A 19,614-nucleotide genomic window follows, 5' to 3' on the forward strand; every position below is an offset into this window, starting at 1 on the left:
GATGACGGTCTGGGACGACCTGGTCGGTCAGGACCAGGCGGCGGAGCGGCTGGCCGCCGCCGCCCGCGACGCCGACGCCTATGTCACGGCGGTCGAGCGGGGTGAGCGGCCCGAGCTGTCCGGCTCCTCGATGACCCACGCCTGGCTCTTCACCGGGCCGCCGGGATCCGGCCGGCCCACGGCCGCCCGCGCCTTCGCCGCCGCCCTCCAGTGCGTCAGCCCGGACCGCGCCCTGGGTGGCCAGCCCGGCTGCGGGTTCTGCGACGGCTGCCACACCTCCCTCGTCGGCACCCACGCGGATGTCGAGATCGTCCGCACCGACCTGCTGAGCATCGGCGTCAAGGAGACCAGGGAGCTGGTGCGCCGCGCCCAGCTCTCGCCCGCCGGCGGACGCTGGCAGGTGATCGTCCTGGAGGACGCCGACCGGTTGACCGAGGGCGCGGGGAACGTGCTGCTCAAGGCCGTTGAGGAGCCGGCGCCACGCACGGTCTGGCTGCTCTGCGCGCCGTCCACGGAGGATGTGCTGCCCACCATCCGCTCCCGCTGCCGGCAACTCTCGTTGCGCACCCCGCCGGTTGCCGCCGTCGCCGACATGCTGATCCGGCGTGACGGCGTCGAGCCCGAGGCGGCCCACGCCGCCGCCCGGGCCACCCAGGGGCATGTCGACCGGGCCCGCCGGCTGGCCACCGACGAGCGGGCCAGGGCCCGCCGGCTCGCCGTGCTGCGCCTCCCCGAGCGGGTCGCCGATGTGGGCGCCGCGCTGCGGGCCGCCCAGGAGCTGGTGGACGCGGCGGCCGAGGACGCCAAGCAGCTCGCCGAGGAGCTGGACGGCAAGGAGACGGACGAGCTGCGGGCCGCCCTCGGCGCGGCCGACGGCAAGCGGCTGCCGCGCGGCACGGCCGGCGTGATGAAGGACCTGGAGGACCGCCAGAAGCGCCGGGCCACCCGCACCCAACGCGACACGCTGGATCTCGCGTTGACGGATCTGACCGCGTTCTACCGCGATGTGCTGGCCCATCAGCTGGGCTTCTCCGGGGGCCTGGCCGGCGGTGAGAGCGAGGAGTCGGTGCGCCGGGTCGCCGGTGCCACCCGTCCGGAGCAGACGCTCCGTCGGATGGAGGCCGTCCTCGACTGCCGTCGGGCCCTCGATCGCAATGTCGCCCCCCTGTTGGCCGTGGAGGCGATGACGATGGCCCTGCGTTGACGGGTACGCTCCACCGAGTACCGCGCACATCCACCACGGGGGACCCATGCGTACCACCGGCCGTGTCGTCCTCGCCCTGGCCACCGCGGGCGCGCTGCTCGTCTCAGGCTGCTCGTCCGACGGCGGGCGTCCCGACGAACGCGCCCCGGACGTCGACGCCTCCGACGGTTCGACCACCACGGACCCGCCCGACGCGCCACCCCTCGAACCCCTGCCCGAGGACATCCCCGAGGCCCTTCTGCCCTACTACGAGCAGGAGTTGAACTGGGGCGCCTGCGGCCACGCCGAGTTCCAGTGCGCCCTGCTGCATGTCCCGCTGGACTACGAGAACCCCGACGGCTCCGACGACATCCAGCTGACCGTCACCCGCTCCCGCGCCACCAACGCGGGGGAGCGCCTCGGCGCCCTCCTGATGAACCCGGGCGGCCCCGGCGTCTCGGCGGTCGACTTCGCGCAGAGTTCGGCGGCGTATGTCTTCCCCAGCGAGGTGCGCGCCCGCTACGACATGGTGGGCCTCGACGCCCGCGGCACCGGCGGCAGCGAGCCGGTCGACTGCCTGGACGGGCCCGCCATGGACCAACACACCCTCACCGACCGCACCCCGGACGACGATGCCGAGGTGGCCGAGCTGGTCGCTGCCAACGAGGTGTTCGCCCAGGGCTGCCAGGAGAGCGTCGGCCGGTTGCTGGAGCATGTCTCCACCGTCGAGTCCGCACGCGACATGGATGTGCTGCGTCAGGTGCTCGGCGACGAGAAGCTGCACTATGTCGGCTTCTCCTACGGCACCAAGCTCGGCGCCTTCTACGCCGGGCTCTTCCCCAGCCGGGTCGGGCGTCTGGTGCTGGACGCCGCGATGGACCCCCGCCTCGACACGCTCAGCACGGACCGCCAGCAGGCCGGCGGTTTTGAGACGGCCTTCCGCTCCTTCGCCGAGGACTGCACCTCACGCGACGACTGCCCGCTGGGCCGGGACGGGGCCGACGGGGCGTCCGAGCAGCTGCTCGACTTCTACGCCAGGGTCGACGCCGATCCGCTGCCCACCGGCGAGGACCGCCCGCTCACCGAGTCCCTGGCCAACACCGGGGTGGCCTACGCGCTCTACGCCGAACACCTCTGGCCCACCCTGCGGGAGGCCCTCACCGTCGCCATCGACGACGGCGACGGGTCCCAGCTGCTGCGGCTCGCCGACGGGTACAACGGGCGGGGGCCCGGCGGCGAGTACGACACCGACATGTTCGCCTTCCGGGCCATCAGCTGCCTGGACAGCCCGGCGGGCAACGCCGACGCGGACGCCGTGCGCGAGCAGCTCGCCTCGTACCAGGAGGCGTCGCCCACCTTCGGCGCGGACTTCGCCTGGGACACCCTGGTCTGCGCCGCGTGGCCGGTCGAGCCGTCCGGCGCCCCGGTCTCCATCGAGGCCGCCGGCGCCGACGACATCCTGGTCGTCGGCACCACCAGGGACCCGGCCACCCCGTACGCCTGGGCCGAGGGCCTGGCGGACCAGCTCTCCTCCGGCGTCCTCCTCACCTACGACGGCGACGGCCACACCGCGTACGGCGGCACCAGCGCCTGTGTGGACGCCGCGGTGAACGAATATCTGTTGGCGCATACCACTCCCGAGGAGGGGACGACGTGCTGATCAGCTGGGATGATCATGCGCATGCCCTGTAACCGCTACCGCTCGGCCATATCGGCAAGGACCGCGGGGACCGCGCTGCCCCCGGAGATCACCGAGCAGATGCTGGACCACCACCTGACCAGCTGTCTCGACTGCCGTCGCTGGTCCAAACACCTCAGCACCCTCCGCGCCACAACCGACGACCTCCTCCGCCGCCGCCCCACGGGGGCACCCCCCAAACCCGTGTAGACTAACGCCCACCAAGCGCCCTCTAAGGGCGCCCCCGCCGCCTTAGCTCAGTCGGCCAGAGCGACGCACTCGTAATGCGTAGGTCAAGGGTTCGATTCCCTTAGGCGGCTCAGCGAAGCCCCAGGTCGGATGGCATCTGACCTGGGGTTTTGGCTTATCTACGACTTGCAGACTTAGCGGGTGCGACGTCGCGAAACCGCGTGCGTGAGCGAGGCGTGAGCGGAGGTGCTCTTAATCTCGCCTCCCGTCTTCGTGAAGCGTCTTCCAGCACGCCGTCAAGGACGCCGCAGGCGTCGCTGTGCGCGAGAGGGCCAGAAACGGCAGGGCGGCGAGGCCGATGAGGAAGACGTCGGGGCGCTCTGCGGCATGGGGCTTCGAGGTCTGGCTAGAAGCGGTTCAGGGAGTACAGGGCGAGGACGTCGACCTCATGCTGGGTGCGGGCGCCCGCGTCGGGGACCTCGGTGGAGCCGATGTGTCCGATGGGCAGGTGCAGTAGGTCGAGGGGGAGGCGAGAGGAGATATAGGCGCGGGAGAGGTCCGCGAAGTTCGGGCCGAGGTGAGGTCGGGATCTCGCCTGGGGTGCCGTTGCGGGTTCCTCTTCGGGCAGTGGGACGACGGTGGCCGGCAGGAGCTTTCTGGCACACGGTCCAGGCAACCGCTGACCAAAACCATGTAGTGGCAGCCTTTATGGGCCGCAAATGCTGACACGAGGCTGGTACGTGCTGTTTTCGATAGGCTCAAGAGTCCTGCCGGGAGCGGTCGTTGGGAGCACGGATGAGTAAGGGCGCACCGGGGATGCCCCTTGAGGTGCAGCACATCAGGAGGGCTCTGCTGCGCGAGTTCGAAGGCCGGATCTCCATGGACGACTTTGAGAAGAAGGACCCCAAGGAGCGCGAGACGGCCTTGCTGTCCAGGGCTGTGGCCGCGAAGGCCGCGTGTATCCTCGCTGACTGCACCTCAGACGAGGCGGCGGCGTGGGTCATCGATGGCCGGGACGACTTCGGTATCGACTGTGTCGCGTTCTCGGCCTCGGGATCCGAACTCTGGCTGATCCAAGCCAAGTGGAAAGACAAGGGGACGGCCGGATTCGACACCGAGGCGGCACTCAAGCTGGTCCACGGGCTGAAGAAGCTCGACAACCGCGATCTGGACCACTTCAACGAGCGGTTGCAACTGCTCGCGGATCGTGTGCACGGCGTCCTCAGGCTGCCCACGTGCAAGGTAAATCTGGTCGTCGCCCTCATGGGAGACGGCCGTCTCTCCTTGGAGACCCGCAACATCCTGGAAGAGGCGGCCAACGAGTTCGGCGGACGCGGACGGACCGTGGAGTACCGGGTACTGGACCAGGGGGACTTTCACCGGGCGATCCGAGAAGACCTGGAGCCGCAGCCCATCACTCTCAAGGCGACCATGGACCGTGAGTGGTACAGCCGCGAGATCCCGTACAAGGCGGTAATCGGCGAGATCAGCGCCGATCAGCTCGCGCGCTGGTACGGCAGCAAGGGCGATGACGAGGATCACGACAAGGGACACGGCGAACGTCTCTACGACCGCAACGTTCGCAAGTCGCTGGGCCTCACCGGGGTCAACCAGACCATGGTGGAGTCGATGCTGAAGGACCCGGAAGGATTCCTCTACCGCCACAACGGCATCACGGTGCAGTGCGACAGGGTCGAGCAGGAGTACCACGCCAAGAGAGCGGTCGGCCAGCCCACCACTCTCACCCTGCACAACGCCAGCGTGGTCAACGGCGCCCAGACGGTGTCCTCGGCCTTCCGGGCGTACGAGAGGGATCCCGAGGCCGTCGCGGAGGCGTATGTCCTGGTACGGATCATCTCCCTGGAGGGAGCACCGGAGGGCTTCGGGCGTTCCATCACCAAGGCCACCAACACGCAGAACCGCATGGAGCGCCGAGACTTCATCGCTATCGACACCGTCCAGAGCGAGATCCAGAAGGACTTCCGTCTCTCCCTCGACAAGGAGTACGTCTTCCGACGGGGCGAACTGGCCCCGGCCCCCGAGTCGGGCTGCTCCGTCACGGAAGCGGCCACGGCCCTGGCCTGCATGCACCGGGACTCGTCGCTCGCCGTGCGGGTCAAGGGCTCCACGAACGCGCTATGGGAGGAAGGCCCGGGAGGCGCCTACACCAGGCTCTTCGGCCAGCAGCCGACCGCCCAGCAGATCTGGCGAGCGGTGCAGATCTTCAGGCTGGTACGAGACCAACTGACGGAATTGAGAGCAAAGTTCACTGGACGTCCGGCCGCCGTCGTTGACAGTGGGGGCCTGTTGGTGGCTCACCTCGTTTTCCAGCGGATCGGCAGGGAACGGTTTGACGAGCCGGACGACGAGTTGGCCGCAGTGCTCGCCGACGTGCCCGGTCAGGTCAGCGCTGTACTCCTCTGCCTCATCACCATGGTCGACACCCTTTTCACGAACAAGAGTTACATCACGAGTACCTTCGCCAACGAGGAGCGCTGCGCGCGACTGGTCGTCGCGGTCCTGGGGGTTCTCGAACGCGGCACTGGTCCGGACTCGCCCATGAACCTGAAAGCTCTCATGGAGGACGCGGGCCCGAAGCGGCAGCGGCGGCCACAGACGGTTCGGCTGCTCGTCGACCACGACGCCATCAATGACGGGACGCCTCTCGTCTACGCCCCTAGCACCGTGGAGGAACTGGCCATCGGCGCATGGCTCGACGAAGATCCCCGCCGTCGCCGGGCGAGTTGGGTGAACGATCGGAAGACCCCCATTCTCTGGGAGGCCGACGGCAAGCGGTACTCCCCGACCGGACTGGTCTCCCAGATGTGGAACGCGGCCGACTGGAAGGAGCAGTGGAGCGCGGTCCAGGGCCCCAAGCAGTGGAGGGTTCCGGGCGAGGGAACGTTGGTGGAGATCGCCGAGCGGCTGTGGCAGCGGATCGCGGAAGAGGGGGAGTCGCGGGAAGAAAGCTCGGCGTAGTGTGCGGCCACCGCTCTGAGTGCCGAGAGACCCGGCTGCTCTACTTCGACAGTGGGCCCGGTGCCCGGATGCTCAGGGGGAAACGGAGCAGACCCGGTAATGAAGGAGTGGCAACGACCGGACGCCGTCGGTTGGGCTCGTACCGGAAACGCCCGGTCGTTGCGTTCACTGTCCGGGCAGCGCCTCCGCGACCTGGCGGAAGTGGGCGGCTGCCTCATCGAGCCGATCCGCCACCTCGAAGGCGATCTCCTTGGGAGAACCAAAGTCGCCCAGTTCCGGAGCCAGATGGGCCTTGAGGTCGAGGCTCGTCTTCGGGAGAGCGAGGAGCTCCGCCACCGGGTAGCTGCGAAAACGTTTCGACTCCGTCCGAGCGGAGAAGCCCCCTTCCGGGAGACAGGAGGCGACGAAGTCGTCGAAGTCGGCCTCGGTGACCGGGTTGCCGGTGTCGGTGTGGTGGTTGCCCGTCCGGGCGTCGTACACCCACAGGTGCCGGGTGGCGGGCTCACCGCTCGGCTTGGGCGCGGACTTCGTGAAGAAGAGGATGTTCGACTTCACGCCCTTGCGGTGGAACAGCCCGGTCGGGAGCCGCAGAAGGGTGTGGACGTCGCAGTTCCTCAGCAGGTTCTGACGTACGGTGGCCGCTGCGCCGGCGCCGAAGAGCACTCCGTCCGGGACGAACACGGCCGCCCGCGCACCCTGCGGCAGGGTGATCGCCAGGTGCTGGAGGAAGTTGGTGGGGAAGTCCCCGTACGCCCAGAAGTCGTCACGCATGGTGGCGTCGGGCTGTACCCCGTTGCTCTTGAACGGCGGGTTGCAGATGGCCACGGTGGGCACGACACCGGACACGGCGCGGAGCACCGGGTTCTTTCGCTTGAGCGTGTCTGCGAGCTGGACGGGGGCGGGGTCGGCGAACGGACGGCCGGTGTGCAGAAGGATGTTCAGCATGGCGAGCCGGCACATCTGCGCGTCGAGATCGGCGCCCGCGAGGGCGGACGGGGCCAGCTGCCGGTTCGCTGCGAGCATGGCGTGGTAGGCGGCGATAAGCGTCGTGCCCGTGCCGCACGCCGGATCGATCACGACGTCCTCGGGGCCCACGCCGAGCACCTTGGTGATGGCGTTCAAGACGGGGAGAGGCGTGAGGGTCTGGCCGGTCTCGATCTTGAGGTCGATGTCGTCGCGGCAGTCCCGCAGCATCCGTGAGAAGGCACGGCCCAACTCGGCCTGGGGGACCGTTAGCCATCGGCAGGGGTCGATCTGCTCGACGATCAGCTTGTTGAGCTCGGCCATGCGGTCGAGGTCCCAGGGCTGGGCGTCGCGGAAGACGACGCTCGCGGTCTGGCGGTCGGGACGGTCGGAGAGATCCTGGTTACCGAGATCACCCATGAGCCCGGTCAGCCGGGCGTGCAGGGCGTCACCGCTGAGCAGGGCCAGGTTCGGCCAAGCGTCGACGGGCGCGACGGGCTGCTGTGCGAAGCGGCCCGCTCGCTGGGCGCGCTCGTGGTCCAGCTTGAGGAACAGCAGATAGCCCACGTGCTCCAGGAACTGGAGGCGGGTGATGGCGCGGGTGCTCGTCTCCTCGCGGTAGAACTTCCAGAAGCGGTCCGCTATCGCGTCGCCGTTCCAGAGCCTTTCCGGTTGTACTCCCGCCGCCGCGCCGTTGCCTCGGCCGAGCCCGCTGGCCATGTGTCACCCAGTCCTTGTAGTCAGTCCCTGGCGGGCCGCCCGTGTCCGTACTGCCTGCACGGACACAGGGACCGCGCCTCCCGCTCCCGGAGCGGGCCCCGGCGGGCCCTCGCTTACGAGGGACGGAGGCCTGGGCTACTGCTCCTGGGATGTGTTGTCGTTTGTGTTGTCGCCGTCTGAGGTGCTGGTGCCTTTGGTGTTCGCGGCCTTCTTCAACGCCTGTGCCACAGCGGTGAATTCGGCCAGTGCCGTCTCCAGGTCCTCCACGATCTCCTGCGCGATCACGTCCGGAGGCGCTAGCGTGGCAGACGAAGCGGAGGCGGACTGCATCACCGTCAGGTCGAGGTTGACCTTGTCACGTGCGATCAGTTCATCGTACTCGTACGATCGGAAGCGCTCACTTGGCTTTCGAGCCGAGTAGTCCGTGCCGCCGGAGTGGAACGCGGCGACGAACTCGTTGAGGTGTTCGCGGCGCAGGGCGCGCTGCTTGAGCGTGAAGCGCTGGTCGGTGCGGAAGTCGTAGACCCAGAGCTGCTTGGTCGCGGGTTTGCCGCCGGGGCGGGGCGGGCGCTTGTCGAAGAAGAGGACGTTTGCCTTGACGCCGTTGGCGTAGAAGATGCCGGTAGGCAGGCGCAGCAGGGTGTGGACGTCGGTGAGGTCCAGCAGGCGGCGGCGGATCTCGGCACCCGCGCCGCCCTCGAACAGCACGTTGTCCGGCAGGACCAGGGCGGCCCGGCCGTTCGTCTTCAGCAGGGTGTAGATGTGCTGGACGAAGTTAAGCTGCTTGTTCGTGGTCTGCGTCCAGAAGTCCTTGCGGGAGGTATATGCCTCACCGGTGACCGAGCCCACGCCGAAGGGAGGGTTGGCGAGCACGATGTCGTAGAACTTGTGCGGCGACTTCGCCAGGGAGTCCTGGATGGTGATCAGCGGGCGGGCCTCGGATGTGCCGATGCCGTGCAGCAGCATGTTCATCAGGGCCAACCGGGCAGTCTCCCGGACCAGTTCATAGCCGGTGATGGCGCCCGTCTGGAGCTTGCGCGCCTCGTCGCCGTACAGCTGCTCCTCGTAGCGCTCGACGATGTGGGCGTGCGCGGCGATGAGGAAGCCGCCGGTGCCGCAGGCGGGGTCCGTGATCGACTCGCCGGGGCGCGGCTGCACGCAGTCGACCATGGCATCGATGAGCGGGCGGGGCGTGAAGTACTGGCCGGCGCCTGTCTTGCGGTCTTCGGCGCCGCGTTGGAGCAGGCCTTCGTAGGCGTCGCCCTTGAGGTCCTGGTTCTCGCGGGTCCAGGTGTAGAGGTCGATTAGGTCCTTGATGAGGCGTTCCAGGACGGCGGGCTCGTGGATCTTGTTCTGCGCCTTGGTGAACACCTCGCCGAGCATTGTCCCGCCCTTGCGGCCCAGCTGCCGCAGGACGTGCTCGTAGTGGTCCACGAGGTCCTCGGCCGACCGGCTCGTGAGACTCGGCCAGTCCAGGCCCGGTGGGACGAGCGGCTCCTCCGGCATGTTCTTACGGAACTTGGCCGGCCGGTTGGCACGCTCGTCTGCCATCTTCAGGAAGAGGAGGTACGTCAGCTGCTCGACGTAGTCGAGGGTGGAGACGCCGGAGTGGCGCAGCAGCTCGCAGTACGACCAGAGCCGGTTGACGAGCGTGGACGTCGTCTCCCCGGCAGGGCGGCGAGGGCCCGGGGTGGTGGCGCTGTTCATGAGGACGGGGGTGGTGCTCACTGGGGCAGTTCTTCCTGACCGGGCGGGGCGGAGCGCGGCTTGCGGGGGGCACGCTTGCGGGGCGCCTTCTTGGCGGTCGCGCGTTCGGCGCGGATCCGGTCGAGCAGGACGGAGGCGGGCTCGTCGGTGGGGTCCTGAGGCACGAGGGCGCCGGTGAACGCGGCGTTCAGGAGGGCGGCGCGGAGCTCTGCCGACGCGGAACGGATCCTTTTGACTTCATCGGCGAGCGGCGCATAGGCAGATTGAACCCGTCTCACCTCTTCAACGATTAGCTCTTGGTCGCTTGGTGACGTGTAAGGAATCTCTATGTCCCCAAGAATCGCCTGGTTAATCTTATAGATTCCCGCAGTCGTCCGAGCCTGACTCTCAATCTGTTGCCTTACTTTCCTTGAGTTCCAGACGAGGTCGAGGTAGGCAGGCGTTGTGAGTTCTTTGTTAACTCGTACTCTAATCAACGTATCCGGGTATGCGACTGATTCGCTAAGCGTGGGGACTAGTGCTCCACGTCCCACGAGTGCGAGTGTTCCATTTCCTCGAATTACCAGAAAGTCGCCCTCGGAAATTAGATAAGATCTAGGGTCGATGGAACCCCAGTCGCCGCCCTTCTTGATGGACGTGTCAACAGTGCGTCCGTGGACTGAGTTCAGCCTAAGAACGGGGAAGCCGCCGTCGAGTGTGGGCACTGATTTCCCATTCGTCAGTGGCTGTGAGATCAGAGTCCTGAGGGCGCGACTTGATCGAGCGGTCCTGTTTAGGGAGGATTCGAGGACAGCTGCGTCTAGTTCCAGAATGGTCTGGGTGGCTTGATCGGCAGCTACTTCGCCAGCCTCGATGTGGCTGATCTGCTGCTCGATCTCGGCGACGATGCGGTGCTGCTCCGCGAACGGTGGCACAAGAATCTCGGTGTCCATCAGCCAAGGCACCTCAAGTGAAGCCACCGTCGTGCCCTGCTTGCGGCAGTTCTCCAGGACGTACTGCTCCTGCACGCGAATCGCCCAAGCCAGCCAGCGACCATCGATCCCCACGTGAGGCGCGACCGCTTTCATGTCCTGATTCAGTGTGACCTCAAAGGGCACGTACGTGATAGGAACTTTTCGCTCTAGAATTCCGGAGCGGACGACGATCGCCACCGATTTGGCGGGCACAAGTTTCACGGGCGATTCGTCGAGGGCGCACTCGTGGATGAGGTCCTGCGTCGCCACGAGAACGTCCGGTCCCATGTCCTTCGGGGACAACCATGGAATGGTGCCGTCAGTCCAGAATTCCGGCCTCTTCTTCGATGGGGTGCCACCGCCGTACCATTCGCCGAGTTCGCCGAGCTTTGCCCGAGCCCACCCCTGAGGCAGTTCCCCGGCGCCCCCGCCCGGAAGCCCGTCCCGGCCGCCCCCGGAATCCGCACCCAGCCCCAGCGTCACGCGCCCAGCTCCCTGTCCAGTTCGTCGAGGATCTCTTCCGCCCTTTCCTCACCGAATTCGGCGAGGAATCCGTCCGTGCCGTTCATTTTTGTGAACGGAGCGTAGTCGAGGTCGGCGGTGTCGAAGCGTACACGCTCGATCGTGGCACCGGCGATGTGGTCGAGCCACCAGCGTTCGGTGTCTGTGAAGTTCACGCCCGCCTGCTCCTGCCGAGCGAGCCAGGCCGCGTACCGTTCCCCTACCGCCTCCTCGTGCGGGCGCGGCAGCGCGGTGCCCTCGTCCGCGCCGCCCGCTAGCTCGTAGCGCATCAGGGCCAGCAGGTCGGCCGCGGTGCGGGCGGCGGAACGGTTAGCAGTCACAGCCTCGCCCACCTGCTCGTAGCAGCGCCACAGCTTCTCTGCCGTCCAGGCACGCGGCGGCCGCGCCACGGCACGCGCCAGGTCCTTGAGGCGCCGCAGGGCCTCGCGGGGCGGTACTGGCGACTCGGGTGAGAAAGCGATGGCGAGGGCCGCGATCTCGTCGCGGTGCTCCTTGACGTATTCCCGCCAGTCGCGGACGGTCTCCCGTGCCGTCGATTCGTCCTCCGGAACGGCGCCGGCCGACACGAGGGCGTCGCGGCTCGTCTCGTCGTACAGGATGTCCTTCGCGCGTCGCATCTCCAGCAACCGGTTCCGCAGCTCGGGGTTGGAGGCCAACGGGCGCAGCGCTCGCTCGGTCACGTCCCGTACGGCCTGGTCGGGGTCGAGGCCGAGGCGTTCGGCGGCCTCGCGGATCTTGGCCTGCTCGTCGATCGAGACGGCGTCGACCATCCTGTGCACGATGTGCTTCAGCGGTACACCGTCGGTGAGGCCCTCGATCTCGGTGCGCTCCTCGTCGGTCATCTGGATGTCCAGTTTGGCCAGACGGGACGCGAGGGTGGAGATGTGGGTGTCCTCCGCGACGCCCCGGGCGGTGAGGCGGAGGAGTTTCTCCAGGTTGAGGTCCTTCTCCGTGTGCTGCTCCAGCGGACCGGCGTCCACCTTCGGTTTCCGGGTCACGCCCACCGCGTCGACGATCACGAAGTGTGTCTTGGGGCCGACACCCGGCGTGACGCGCTCGAACTCGGTCAGCGAGAGAGTACGGGCGCCGCGGCCCTTCATCTGCTCGAAGTAGGCCCAGCTCTTGACGTCTCGCAGGAAGAGCAGGCATTCGAGCGGCTTGACATCGGTACCTGTGGCGATCATGTCGACGGTGACGGCGATGCGTAGCTGCGGAAGGTTGCGGAAGTCGGAGAGCCGTTCCGCCGGTTTCTTCGCCGCGTGTGTGATCTTCGCGCAGAAGTCGTTGCCCTTGCCGAAGACGTCCCGGATGACCTCTGCGATCTCCTCAGCGTGGTTGTCGTTCTTGGCGAAGACGAGGGTCTTGGGGACGTACATCTCGTCCCACAGCAGCTCACCAGTCTCCTTGTCGCGTTTGGCGCGCTCGGGGAAGATCTCGGTGAACAGGCGCTCGCGGAAGGTGCGGATGACCGTGCGCAGCTGGTCCTTGCTGATGACGCCGACGCCGACTTCCGTGGCGCCGTAGGAGACGTCCTCGTCGAAGTCCTCGTAGCGCTGGCGGCGGGTGCGGCGGTCGCGGACGGGGATCGTGCCGCGTGCGATGACGCCGCCCTCGCCCGTGATGCGTGTCAGGATCTCGTACACCTGGAAGTCGACGTTGACGCCGTCGGCGACCGCCTCCGGGTAGGTGTACTCGCTGACCAGGTTGCCGTTGAAGTAGCCGAAGGTCTGCGCGACGGGTGTCGCGGTGAGGCCGACGACGGGCGCGTCGAAGTACTCCAGTACGGAACGCCACTTGCCGTAGATGGAGCGGTGGCACTCGTCGACGACGATCAGGTCGAAGGACTCGGGTGGGATGCCGTGGTTGTAGCCGACGTGGATGTCACCTGCCACGTCGTACGTGTACTCGTCCTCGCCGTCCTCGCCCTGCGTGACGGGGACGGTCGCCCCCGTCAGCTCCATGTACAGGCGTTGCACCGTGGAGACGACGACCTTCGCGGACGGGTTCATGCCCTCGGCGCCCAGGCGCTGCACGTTGAAGAGGTCGGCGAAGGTGCGGTTGGTGTCGGGCGTCGTGAAGTTCTCGAACTCGTTCTGCGCCTGGGCGCCCAGGTTGTTCCGGTCCACCAGGAACAGGACCCGCTCGGCTTGGGCGTACTTGAGCATCCGGTACGAGAACGTGACCGCCGTGTATGTCTTGCCGGCGCCGGTCGCCATCTGCACGAGGGAGCGGGACTGGCCCGTGCCCTGCTGGCCCTTGCCCAGGGCTACAGACTCCTCCACGCCGCGCACCGCCTTGATTTGGGCCGGGCGGAGGGGGCGCTCGTCCAGCTCGGGCATGCGCAGGCGTAGCCGGGCACGGTAGGAGGGTGCCTGTGGGTCCTGTTCGGCCTGGCGGATCCAGCGGGAAAGGGTACGGGGCTGGTGGAAGGAGAAGATCCGCCTGCTGCGCGAGTCGGGGTCGAGGGTGTTGCGGAACCGGGTCTCGCCGCCGTCCGACACATAGCGGAACGGCAGTGGGGTGCGCCAGGCGATCAGGCGCTGCTGTGCCTCGGTGGGGTGGTCGGCGTACCGGTCGGCTTGGGCCTCGGCGGCCGTCAGGTCGGCGCCCTCTCGCTTGGCCTCGATCACGCCGACGAGCTTGCGCTCCACGTACAGGGCGTAGTCGGCGCGGCCCGTGGCGGTGGTCGTCTCGCGGACGGCGACACCGCTCCCACGGCGGTCGCCCTGCACGTACAAGTTGAGGCTGCCCCCCGCGTCCTGGACGCTCCAGCCCGCCTCGGTGAGCATCTCGTCGAGACGGGTGCGCACCTGCGCCTCGGTGAGGGGTTCGCGGGCCGCCTGCTCGGCGTTCTCCAGGAGACGGGCACGCTCGGCCACCGCCGCGGAGGCGGCGGCGGGGCTCATGACCTGCTCGCGCAGCAGCCTGGCGTCGGCCGCGGAATGGGCCTGCTGGAGCGCCGCGAGCTGATCGTGCATGGCGGCCACTTGACGGGCCAGCTCCTCGCGCTCCGCCGCAGCGTCGGCGAGTTCCTTCTCCGCCGTGAGGCGGGCGGCCTGCTCGGCTTGTGCCTGGGACGCCTGGCCCTCGTAGGTGAGACGGGCCTCCTCCAGTGCGCGCCGGGTCTCCTCCACCTGTGCGCGCAGAGCCGTGTTCTGTGCGGCCGGCGTGCGCGCCGGGTCTGGTGGCACGAACGTGTGCTGTTCGCGGGAGCCGGTGATCAGGCGGTGGTACCAGACGCCGAGTCGGTGACAGGTCCGCACAGCCCGGAAGGCGTCGTCCGGATCGTCGTGGTCGTGGTGGCTGGCTCTGTTGCCGAGCACACGAATCTCATGGAAGGCCGGTCCTACGTTGCCGTGCAGATAGCCTTCCCTGTCGAGGGCGGCCAGACGCTCAATCTGCTTGGTCCCCGTGAACTGGACGCGACCCCGGCGCACCAGATCGGAAGCGAGAGCCTCACCGAACTGCCGGGACTTGATGAGCGAGGTGTTCGAGTCGGTGAAGACGTTGGCCTCGGCGCCCGAGCCATAAGCGACGAGCAGCGGTAGATGGTCGTACAGGAAACCGAAGTTGCGTGACGTCCGGGCGAGCTCGGCGAGTCTGGCGTCCGGTGTCTGTGCCGCGCCACCTGCGCTCATCAGAGGAGTACCGCTCTTCCTGGGATGCTGTACGACGTGACGTGCCTGGGCTGTTTCGGGTGCGGTGAAGGGATCATCGAGCCTAGCGCCCGGGGGTGCACTGACGCCAGAATTTTCGCTGTCGTCGGCCACGGCCTGCCCGGATCCGCAGCGGGCACTCGACGATGTTGGCGAGTTCGCCGCGCTGGCGCGGGCCGGTTCCTACTTGGGCGTGACCGCCGGGTTCGCCGGGCCCTGGGCGGTCAGCTCGCAGGCTTCTTCCTGCGGCCGCTCCTGGGTTCGCCGTACGCCTTCTTCCATGCATTCAGGTGCCGACGGTCGCCCTGGCCGCCGACGCCTGCCTTGAGGATGTACTCCAGCCGGGAGCCCTTGAGTCACGAGGCGAAGAGGTTGCGGCCGATGGCGATGATGTCGTTGTCCTTCGCGTACTTCTCGGCATCGGTGGTGTACCTGGTGTTCGTCACAAAGATCGCGACATCGGCCGTGAAACTGGTTCGAGCCCCCAACAGGTCATGCATGTCGCGGCTGACGACCGACCGGTGCGTGGCGAAGTACATGCACTGGACCACCATCGAGCGACCGTCCGGCAGCACGCCCTCCACGTCCCTGCCCAGGTCCCCCTTTCCGCCGACCCACCGGACCTCGGTGCAGCCCCCTCACGGAGCATCGCGGCCACCATCCGTTCGGAATTCTGCCAGTGCAGCTTGTCCACCTTCTCCAGCGTGCGGGTGGCCTCCAGCACTCGCTGCTCCGCCCGGAACACCGCGTCCCTGCGGCGTATCTCCCGGTGGGTGCGCCAGCTCCACCACACCAGGGCCCCGAGGCCGGCCAGCCCCACCGCCGTGAGCACGAATGGCCAGATCCGCGACCAGAAGATCACCACCGCCGCCAGCAGTGCGATGCCTACGTCCGCTGACCACCGGTTCCGCCTGCGCCGCCATCCACGCCGCCGTCCATCAGCCGCATCCCCCCTTCGATTCCATTACCGACACCAAGCGTGGACGAGAAGCAACTCAGCGCGAAAGAGGACCTCACCGCTGCACTCCCAGCTCTGCCTCAAGGACATGCGTTGTCTCGGGCCATGCCACTGGGAGGGCCGTGACAGCGCTCCAGAACTCGTGGTGCGCGCGGATGACGGCGCTGAAGCCGAAAGGTGAGTGGTCCGCGGGGACCGTGGCCAGGACGCGGCGGGTGATGCTGCCAGCGCCGCGCGCTGTGGGGGTGGTGCCGTCCCCGAGGAGAAGGGTGGCCGTGCGGAGTGCGTCGAGGATGTTGCGGGGCGCGGTGCGAGCCCATGGGCCGAAGATGAGATCTCGCCAGGGCAATCGAGAGCGGGCCCAGGCGAGGCGTTTGAGGGCGCTGCCGAGGTCTACGGCCATGCGTGCGGGGTTGGTGGCGTTCCAGTGGAGCACGGTGTCGCCGAGCGGTAGGTCCGCGTGGCGGAACCGGAGGGTGATGCCCTGGGCTTCGCTGCGTCGCCAGACGGTGACGAGTCCGTGCACGCTGATGTGCCGGGCATGCATGCCGAGGCGGGACAGGACGGTCAGCAACTCGTCGAGGATCGTGGCGTACTCGGCGGTGTCCTGGATGGGCTCGACGCGTGAGACGTTGACGAAGGAGGTCAGGAAGCGGTTGCGGAGCGTGTCGTCGGCGTTGCGTTGACCGGTGAAGCACACCACTGGTTGGGCCGGGAAGCCGCGATGGTAGGGGACGGGACGTCCCTCTCTGAGCAAGAAGTCGAGGGCTTGAACGGCTGAGATGGTCAGCTCGGTCTCCCGCCCCCAGCACAGCGGCAGGCAGGGGGCCTGCAGGACTCCCTGTTCGGCGAACGTCTTCTCGATCATGGCCAGCAACTCGGGCCAGGGGGGTGTGCGGCGAGGCGGGTGGTAGCGGGTGCCGTGGTCGCGTTGGCGCATCTCCAGGTCGGCGCCGTCGACCATGTGCTCCCAGCGTGGGCCCAGGGCTTTGCGGAGCAGAGCGGGTGGGTGGGGGGCGTCGAGGTTCGTCAACACGGTGACGAGGACAGCGCCTTGAAGTGGCATTGGGGGTCGAATCGGTGCTGACGATGGCTTGGACCTCGGCGTGGTCCAAGTCGTAGGTGCGTTCGACGGCGGCGGCGGGCGGATTCGTCGTCCTCCTCAGGTGCGAGAACGGTGGTCGTGCCGGTGCGGTCGCAGAGGGCTGCGTCGGCGCAGGTGCCCTTGTGCCATGTGAGGGTGGCTACCGGGGTACCGGCGCGCAGGAACTTGCCGAAGACGGCGGCACCCGCTTCGACGTAGATGCGGGCGTAGGTAGACGAAGACGGTAGCCTCGCGGAAGGCGGCCGCTTTGGCGTGACCGCCGACTTCACGGACCCACTCGACGTGATCGGCGGTGAAGAGCTTCTCGTGCCGTTTCACTTAGTCGGCGTCGAATACGGGGCCGACGAGACGGAGTCGAGGCAATGCCGTGGCAGCACACGACCTGATCATCGGGGGTGTGTCGGTGCGGTACTTCCCCGGCGGCGAGGCACCGGAGTTGGAGGAGCCGGTGCAGTTTCTCGACCTGCCCGAGGACGTGCTGGCCGGCAATCTGCTGGTGCGCCGAATCGTCTTTCGACTGCTGTCGAAGTCCCCGCCGGTCGCGCTCTACCTGCACTGGAGTGACGGCACCTCGCTCACCGAGGTGGACGGTCGGGTCGTCACTGGCACGGCCACGGACGAGGACTTCCACGGAGCGGTCACCGGCCAGACGCTGGTCCGCCGGTGTCGTGAGTGTGGGGCCCGTTTCTCCATCCTCTACGCGGTCGAGTTCCCCGGTTTCGCCCGAGACCGGGTCCGCAGGCTTCAGGAACACGATCACATCGCACACTGCCCCGCTTGCGGGACCAGGTGGACTGCCTATGTCCTGGAGATCGTCAGACGGTTGGATGGGTGACGGTTCGGCTCGGGTGATTCATGCCGCGCGACCGCTGGTACACGTGAGCGTTGCATAAGCGGACAGCGGGGGTTCGATTCCCCTGGCCTGCTCCGCCGAGAGCCAGGTCAGATCGCCTTTGACCTGGCTCCTTCGTATGAGGTGTCGGGAGAAGGTTCTCCTGGACGCCTGGTTGCGCCGCTTGATGCCGGTTGTGGCAACCAGGCGCTGTCCTGACACCGGGGGATCCGGGGTCGATCCGTGACTTCTCCGAGCGGCTGCATGCCGAACGGGCGAGCGTGGATGTGCTCGTCGACAACGCCGGGCTGCGGCTCGCCCGTCCCGGCTACACCGCCACCGACCTATCTACAGACGAGTGCCCCGCTGCCCGGTTCCGGCGGTCCCGGGGAGTTGCTGTCGATTCTGGGAGTTGTGCGAGGAGTTGGCCTCCGTATGGTTTCGGGTTGGGTGGGTCGGCGGGTCAGCGGGTGGCGAGGATGGTGAGTACCAGGATGGTTACCAGGCAGGCCACGATTGCCGCGCCCACCATGCCGACGCCGGTTACCTCCGGCAGCCATGGTCGGCGGTCGCGGTGGGTGGTGGTGGGGTGGGTTGGGGCGGGGTGGCTCGGTGGTTGGTCCCAGCTGGTGCGGGGCGGGCTCGGTGTCGGTGGGGCGGGGGGACGAGGGGGGCGCGGGGGTTCCTCCGGATGCCAGACCTTGAGGATCTGGTACCAGACGGCCTCCGACACCCCGGCGCCGTCCTTGAGGATGTGGTCCAGGGCCGGCCGGGCGATGGGGTGGCTTCTGGTGCGTTCGGTCTCCTCGGGAAGGATGGTCGCCAGTGTGGCGGCCACCTGCCGTTCGTCGGCGAACGGTTTCACGGCCTGTCGGTACAGCCGGGCCACCTCGACGGCGGACCGCTCCTCGGTGTCCGCCAATCCGGCACGCAGAAAGAGCCGGTGTTCGAGCAGCACATGGCAGTACCTGAGTTGCAGGTCCCGTGACCAGTGCGGGTGTTCGGCGGCGATGGGGGCGATGAGGTCGCGTAGGGAGGGATCGCTGAAATCGCTCTCGCGGACGGCCCGGATCAGCCGCAATGCCCGGAGATCGGCGGAGGGGGCGGCCCCTTCGGTGGGCCCGGCCGCCGCCTGAGGCCCGGGCCCGGCCGCCGCCTGGGGCCGGGGTTCGGGGGTGGGTTGGGTCCTTCGGGGTGGGGAACTCCGCTGCACGGGCTGGGGAGTTCGGCTCAGGGCCCGTTCGGCCGTCCGCAGCAGCCAGTCCTTACGGTTGCGGCGGGTCTCCTCCTGGGGAGCGCGCCTCTCCAGGGTTCTGCTGACGTTCCCGCCGCCCTCCTCCGCCAGGCTCAAGTCGACCAGGACCCGCGCGAGTTGTTCGGCCCGGTCCCCCGTCTGCTTCCTGGGGTCGACGCGGACATGCCGCTCGTTCGACGAGGGATGTGTCGGCCACGCGGTGAGAAAGGTGAAACGGAGCCGCTTGGCGTAGTCCGAGTCATGGGTGGCGAACGACCAGCCCAGCGGTTGGCCGCCGAGCAGCGGGCCGAACAGCCGCCAGAGTCCCAGCAGCACGGTGTGGGGTTCCCTGCCGCCGGACAGGTCGAGCACCGAGAAGCGGCGGTTGGGGTCCCGCAGCACCTCGGCCGTCAGCGCGACCAGGGTCCGGAGGGCGGTCGGTTCCCGCAGTTCGTCCGTCAGCCGGAACAGCTCCTCGTCCCGGCCGTGGGTCAGCGGTTCGGTGGGCACGGGCGGGAGGCCCCCGCGCACGGTTTCGACCGGCAGCTCGTCCTGTTGCCAGCGCCAGTCGTGCAGGGCGAGACAGGTGATCGGCGGGAGGACGGACCTGTGGCCGACCAGTGCGTGGCAGACCGTGCCGGCCCGGCCGCCCGGGTCCAGGCCGAGGGTGCGCCGGCCGAGCAGCACCCGATGGCCGCGTTCGATCCGTACCAGCCCGGGGATCGTGTTCTCGCCGGCCACGTCAAGGGTGGAGGCGAGCGCACGCTGGACGTCGGCCGCGTCCGAGCGTTCGCCCGACCAGGCGACGACCCCGAAGCCGGTGCCGCCGGCGGAGTTCTCCGCGTCCCAACGAAAGACGTACTGGTCCACCGTCTCCATCGCGTCGTCCATGTGCCCTGTGCCTCTCCCGTCGTTGGTGTCGTCGGCGCCGGATG

Annotated in this window: 12 protein-coding genes, 1 tRNA gene and 1 pseudogene; 6 read left to right on the forward strand and 8 right to left on the reverse strand. The window is 68.0% G+C overall.

Annotation, left to right across the window (positions count from 1 at the left end; translation table 11 throughout):
• The first annotated feature begins 1 nt into the window (after position 1).
• The 4 genes from AOM46_RS13455 (at position 2) to AOM46_RS13470 (ending at position 3,181) form a co-directional block, all read left to right on the forward strand.
• Positions 2-1,204, forward strand: coding sequence for a DNA polymerase III subunit delta' (locus tag AOM46_RS13455; RefSeq protein ID WP_062210283.1), 1,203 nt, complete (start codon positions 2-4; stop codon positions 1,202-1,204).
• A gap of 46 nt (positions 1,205-1,250) precedes the next feature.
• Entirely contained in the window at positions 1,251-2,843 is a 1,593-nt protein-coding gene (locus tag AOM46_RS13460) for an alpha/beta hydrolase (protein WP_062210286.1), read from the forward strand.
• 21 nt (positions 2,844-2,864) lie between these two features.
• On the forward strand, positions 2,865-3,071 hold the full coding sequence (locus tag AOM46_RS13465) for a zf-HC2 domain-containing protein (RefSeq protein ID WP_158920410.1): 207 nt from the start codon (positions 2,865-2,867) through the stop codon (positions 3,069-3,071).
• Between the two features lie 36 nt (positions 3,072-3,107).
• Positions 3,108-3,181: transfer RNA gene (locus tag AOM46_RS13470), tRNA-Thr, on the forward strand.
• Positions 3,182-3,456: 275 nt separating this feature from the next.
• On the opposite strand, the gene AOM46_RS34010 is transcribed toward AOM46_RS13470, so the two are convergent.
• On the reverse strand, positions 3,457-3,726 hold the full coding sequence (locus AOM46_RS34010; RefSeq protein ID WP_158920412.1) for a hypothetical protein: 270 nt from the start codon (positions 3,724-3,726) through the stop codon (positions 3,457-3,459).
• Between the two features lie 119 nt (positions 3,727-3,845).
• Here AOM46_RS34010 and AOM46_RS13480 point away from each other — a divergent pair, with 119 nt between their 5' ends.
• Positions 3,846-6,029 (forward strand): AIPR family protein, encoded by a 2,184-nt coding sequence (locus AOM46_RS13480; protein WP_067226167.1) that lies wholly within the window; start codon positions 3,846-3,848, stop codon positions 6,027-6,029.
• Between the two features lie 165 nt (positions 6,030-6,194).
• Here the strand turns inward: AOM46_RS13480 and AOM46_RS13485 are convergent, their stop codons facing one another.
• The 6 genes and pseudogenes from AOM46_RS13485 to AOM46_RS13510 form a co-directional block, all read right to left on the reverse strand.
• Positions 6,195-7,559 (reverse strand): class I SAM-dependent DNA methyltransferase, encoded by a 1,365-nt coding sequence (locus AOM46_RS13485; RefSeq protein ID WP_234313763.1) that lies wholly within the window; start codon positions 7,557-7,559, stop codon positions 6,195-6,197.
• Positions 7,560-7,847: 288 nt separating this feature from the next.
• Entirely contained in the window at positions 7,848-9,419 is a 1,572-nt protein-coding gene (locus tag AOM46_RS13490; protein ID WP_062210873.1) for a class I SAM-dependent DNA methyltransferase, read from the reverse strand.
• 17 nt (positions 9,420-9,436) lie between these two features.
• Positions 9,437-10,855 carry a restriction endonuclease subunit S gene (locus AOM46_RS31980; protein ID WP_078856772.1) on the reverse strand — a complete coding sequence of 473 codons (1,419 nt, stop codon included), beginning with the start codon at positions 10,853-10,855 and terminating at the stop codon, positions 9,437-9,439.
• On the reverse strand, positions 10,852-14,532 hold the full coding sequence (locus AOM46_RS13500; RefSeq protein ID WP_234313764.1) for a DEAD/DEAH box helicase family protein: 3,681 nt from the start codon (positions 14,530-14,532) through the stop codon (positions 10,852-10,854). Before AOM46_RS13500 ends, AOM46_RS31980 begins: the two co-directional genes overlap by 4 nt.
• Positions 14,533-14,906: 374 nt before the next feature.
• A pseudogene (locus tag AOM46_RS31985) lies at positions 14,907-15,173 on the reverse strand (restriction endonuclease); the annotation flags it as partial.
• Positions 15,174-15,563: 390 nt separating this feature from the next.
• A complete protein-coding gene (locus AOM46_RS13510; protein ID WP_158920414.1) occupies positions 15,564-16,544 on the reverse strand; it encodes a hypothetical protein in 981 nt (326 codons plus the stop codon).
• A gap of 436 nt (positions 16,545-16,980) precedes the next feature.
• Between AOM46_RS13510 and AOM46_RS13515 the strand changes: the two genes are divergently transcribed.
• Positions 16,981-17,448, forward strand: coding sequence for a zinc ribbon domain-containing protein (locus AOM46_RS13515; RefSeq protein WP_062210307.1), 468 nt, complete (start codon positions 16,981-16,983; stop codon positions 17,446-17,448).
• A gap of 460 nt (positions 17,449-17,908) precedes the next feature.
• Here the strand turns inward: AOM46_RS13515 and AOM46_RS13520 are convergent, their stop codons facing one another.
• Positions 17,909-19,570 (reverse strand): hypothetical protein, encoded by a 1,662-nt coding sequence (locus AOM46_RS13520; RefSeq protein WP_158920416.1) that lies wholly within the window; start codon positions 19,568-19,570, stop codon positions 17,909-17,911.
• Positions 19,571-19,614 lie beyond the last annotated feature (44 nt).

The organism is Streptomyces sp. NBRC 109706 (assembly GCF_000974485.1).
Taxonomy (GTDB): Bacteria; Actinomycetota; Actinomycetes; order Streptomycetales; family Streptomycetaceae; genus Streptomyces.

Excerpts from the sequence above, each read along its gene's own strand:
- AOM46_RS13455 (WP_062210283.1), top strand. The coding sequence starts at position 2 with ATGACGGTCTGGGACGACCTGGTCGGTCAGGACCAGGCGGCGGAGCGG.
- AOM46_RS13460 (WP_062210286.1), top strand. The coding sequence starts at position 1,251 with ATGCGTACCACCGGCCGTGTCGTCCTCGCCCTGGCCACCGCGGGCGCG.
- AOM46_RS13465 (WP_158920410.1), top strand. The coding sequence starts at position 2,865 with ATGCCCTGTAACCGCTACCGCTCGGCCATATCGGCAAGGACCGCGGGG.
- AOM46_RS13480 (WP_067226167.1), top strand. The coding sequence starts at position 3,846 with ATGAGTAAGGGCGCACCGGGGATGCCCCTTGAGGTGCAGCACATCAGG.
- AOM46_RS13490 (WP_062210873.1), bottom strand. The coding sequence starts at position 9,419 with ATGAACAGCGCCACCACCCCGGGCCCTCGCCGCCCTGCCGGGGAGACG.
- AOM46_RS13500 (WP_234313764.1), bottom strand. The coding sequence starts at position 14,532 with ATGAGCGCAGGTGGCGCGGCACAGACACCGGACGCCAGACTCGCCGAG.
- AOM46_RS13520 (WP_158920416.1), bottom strand. The coding sequence starts at position 19,570 with ATGGACGACGCGATGGAGACGGTGGACCAGTACGTCTTTCGTTGGGAC.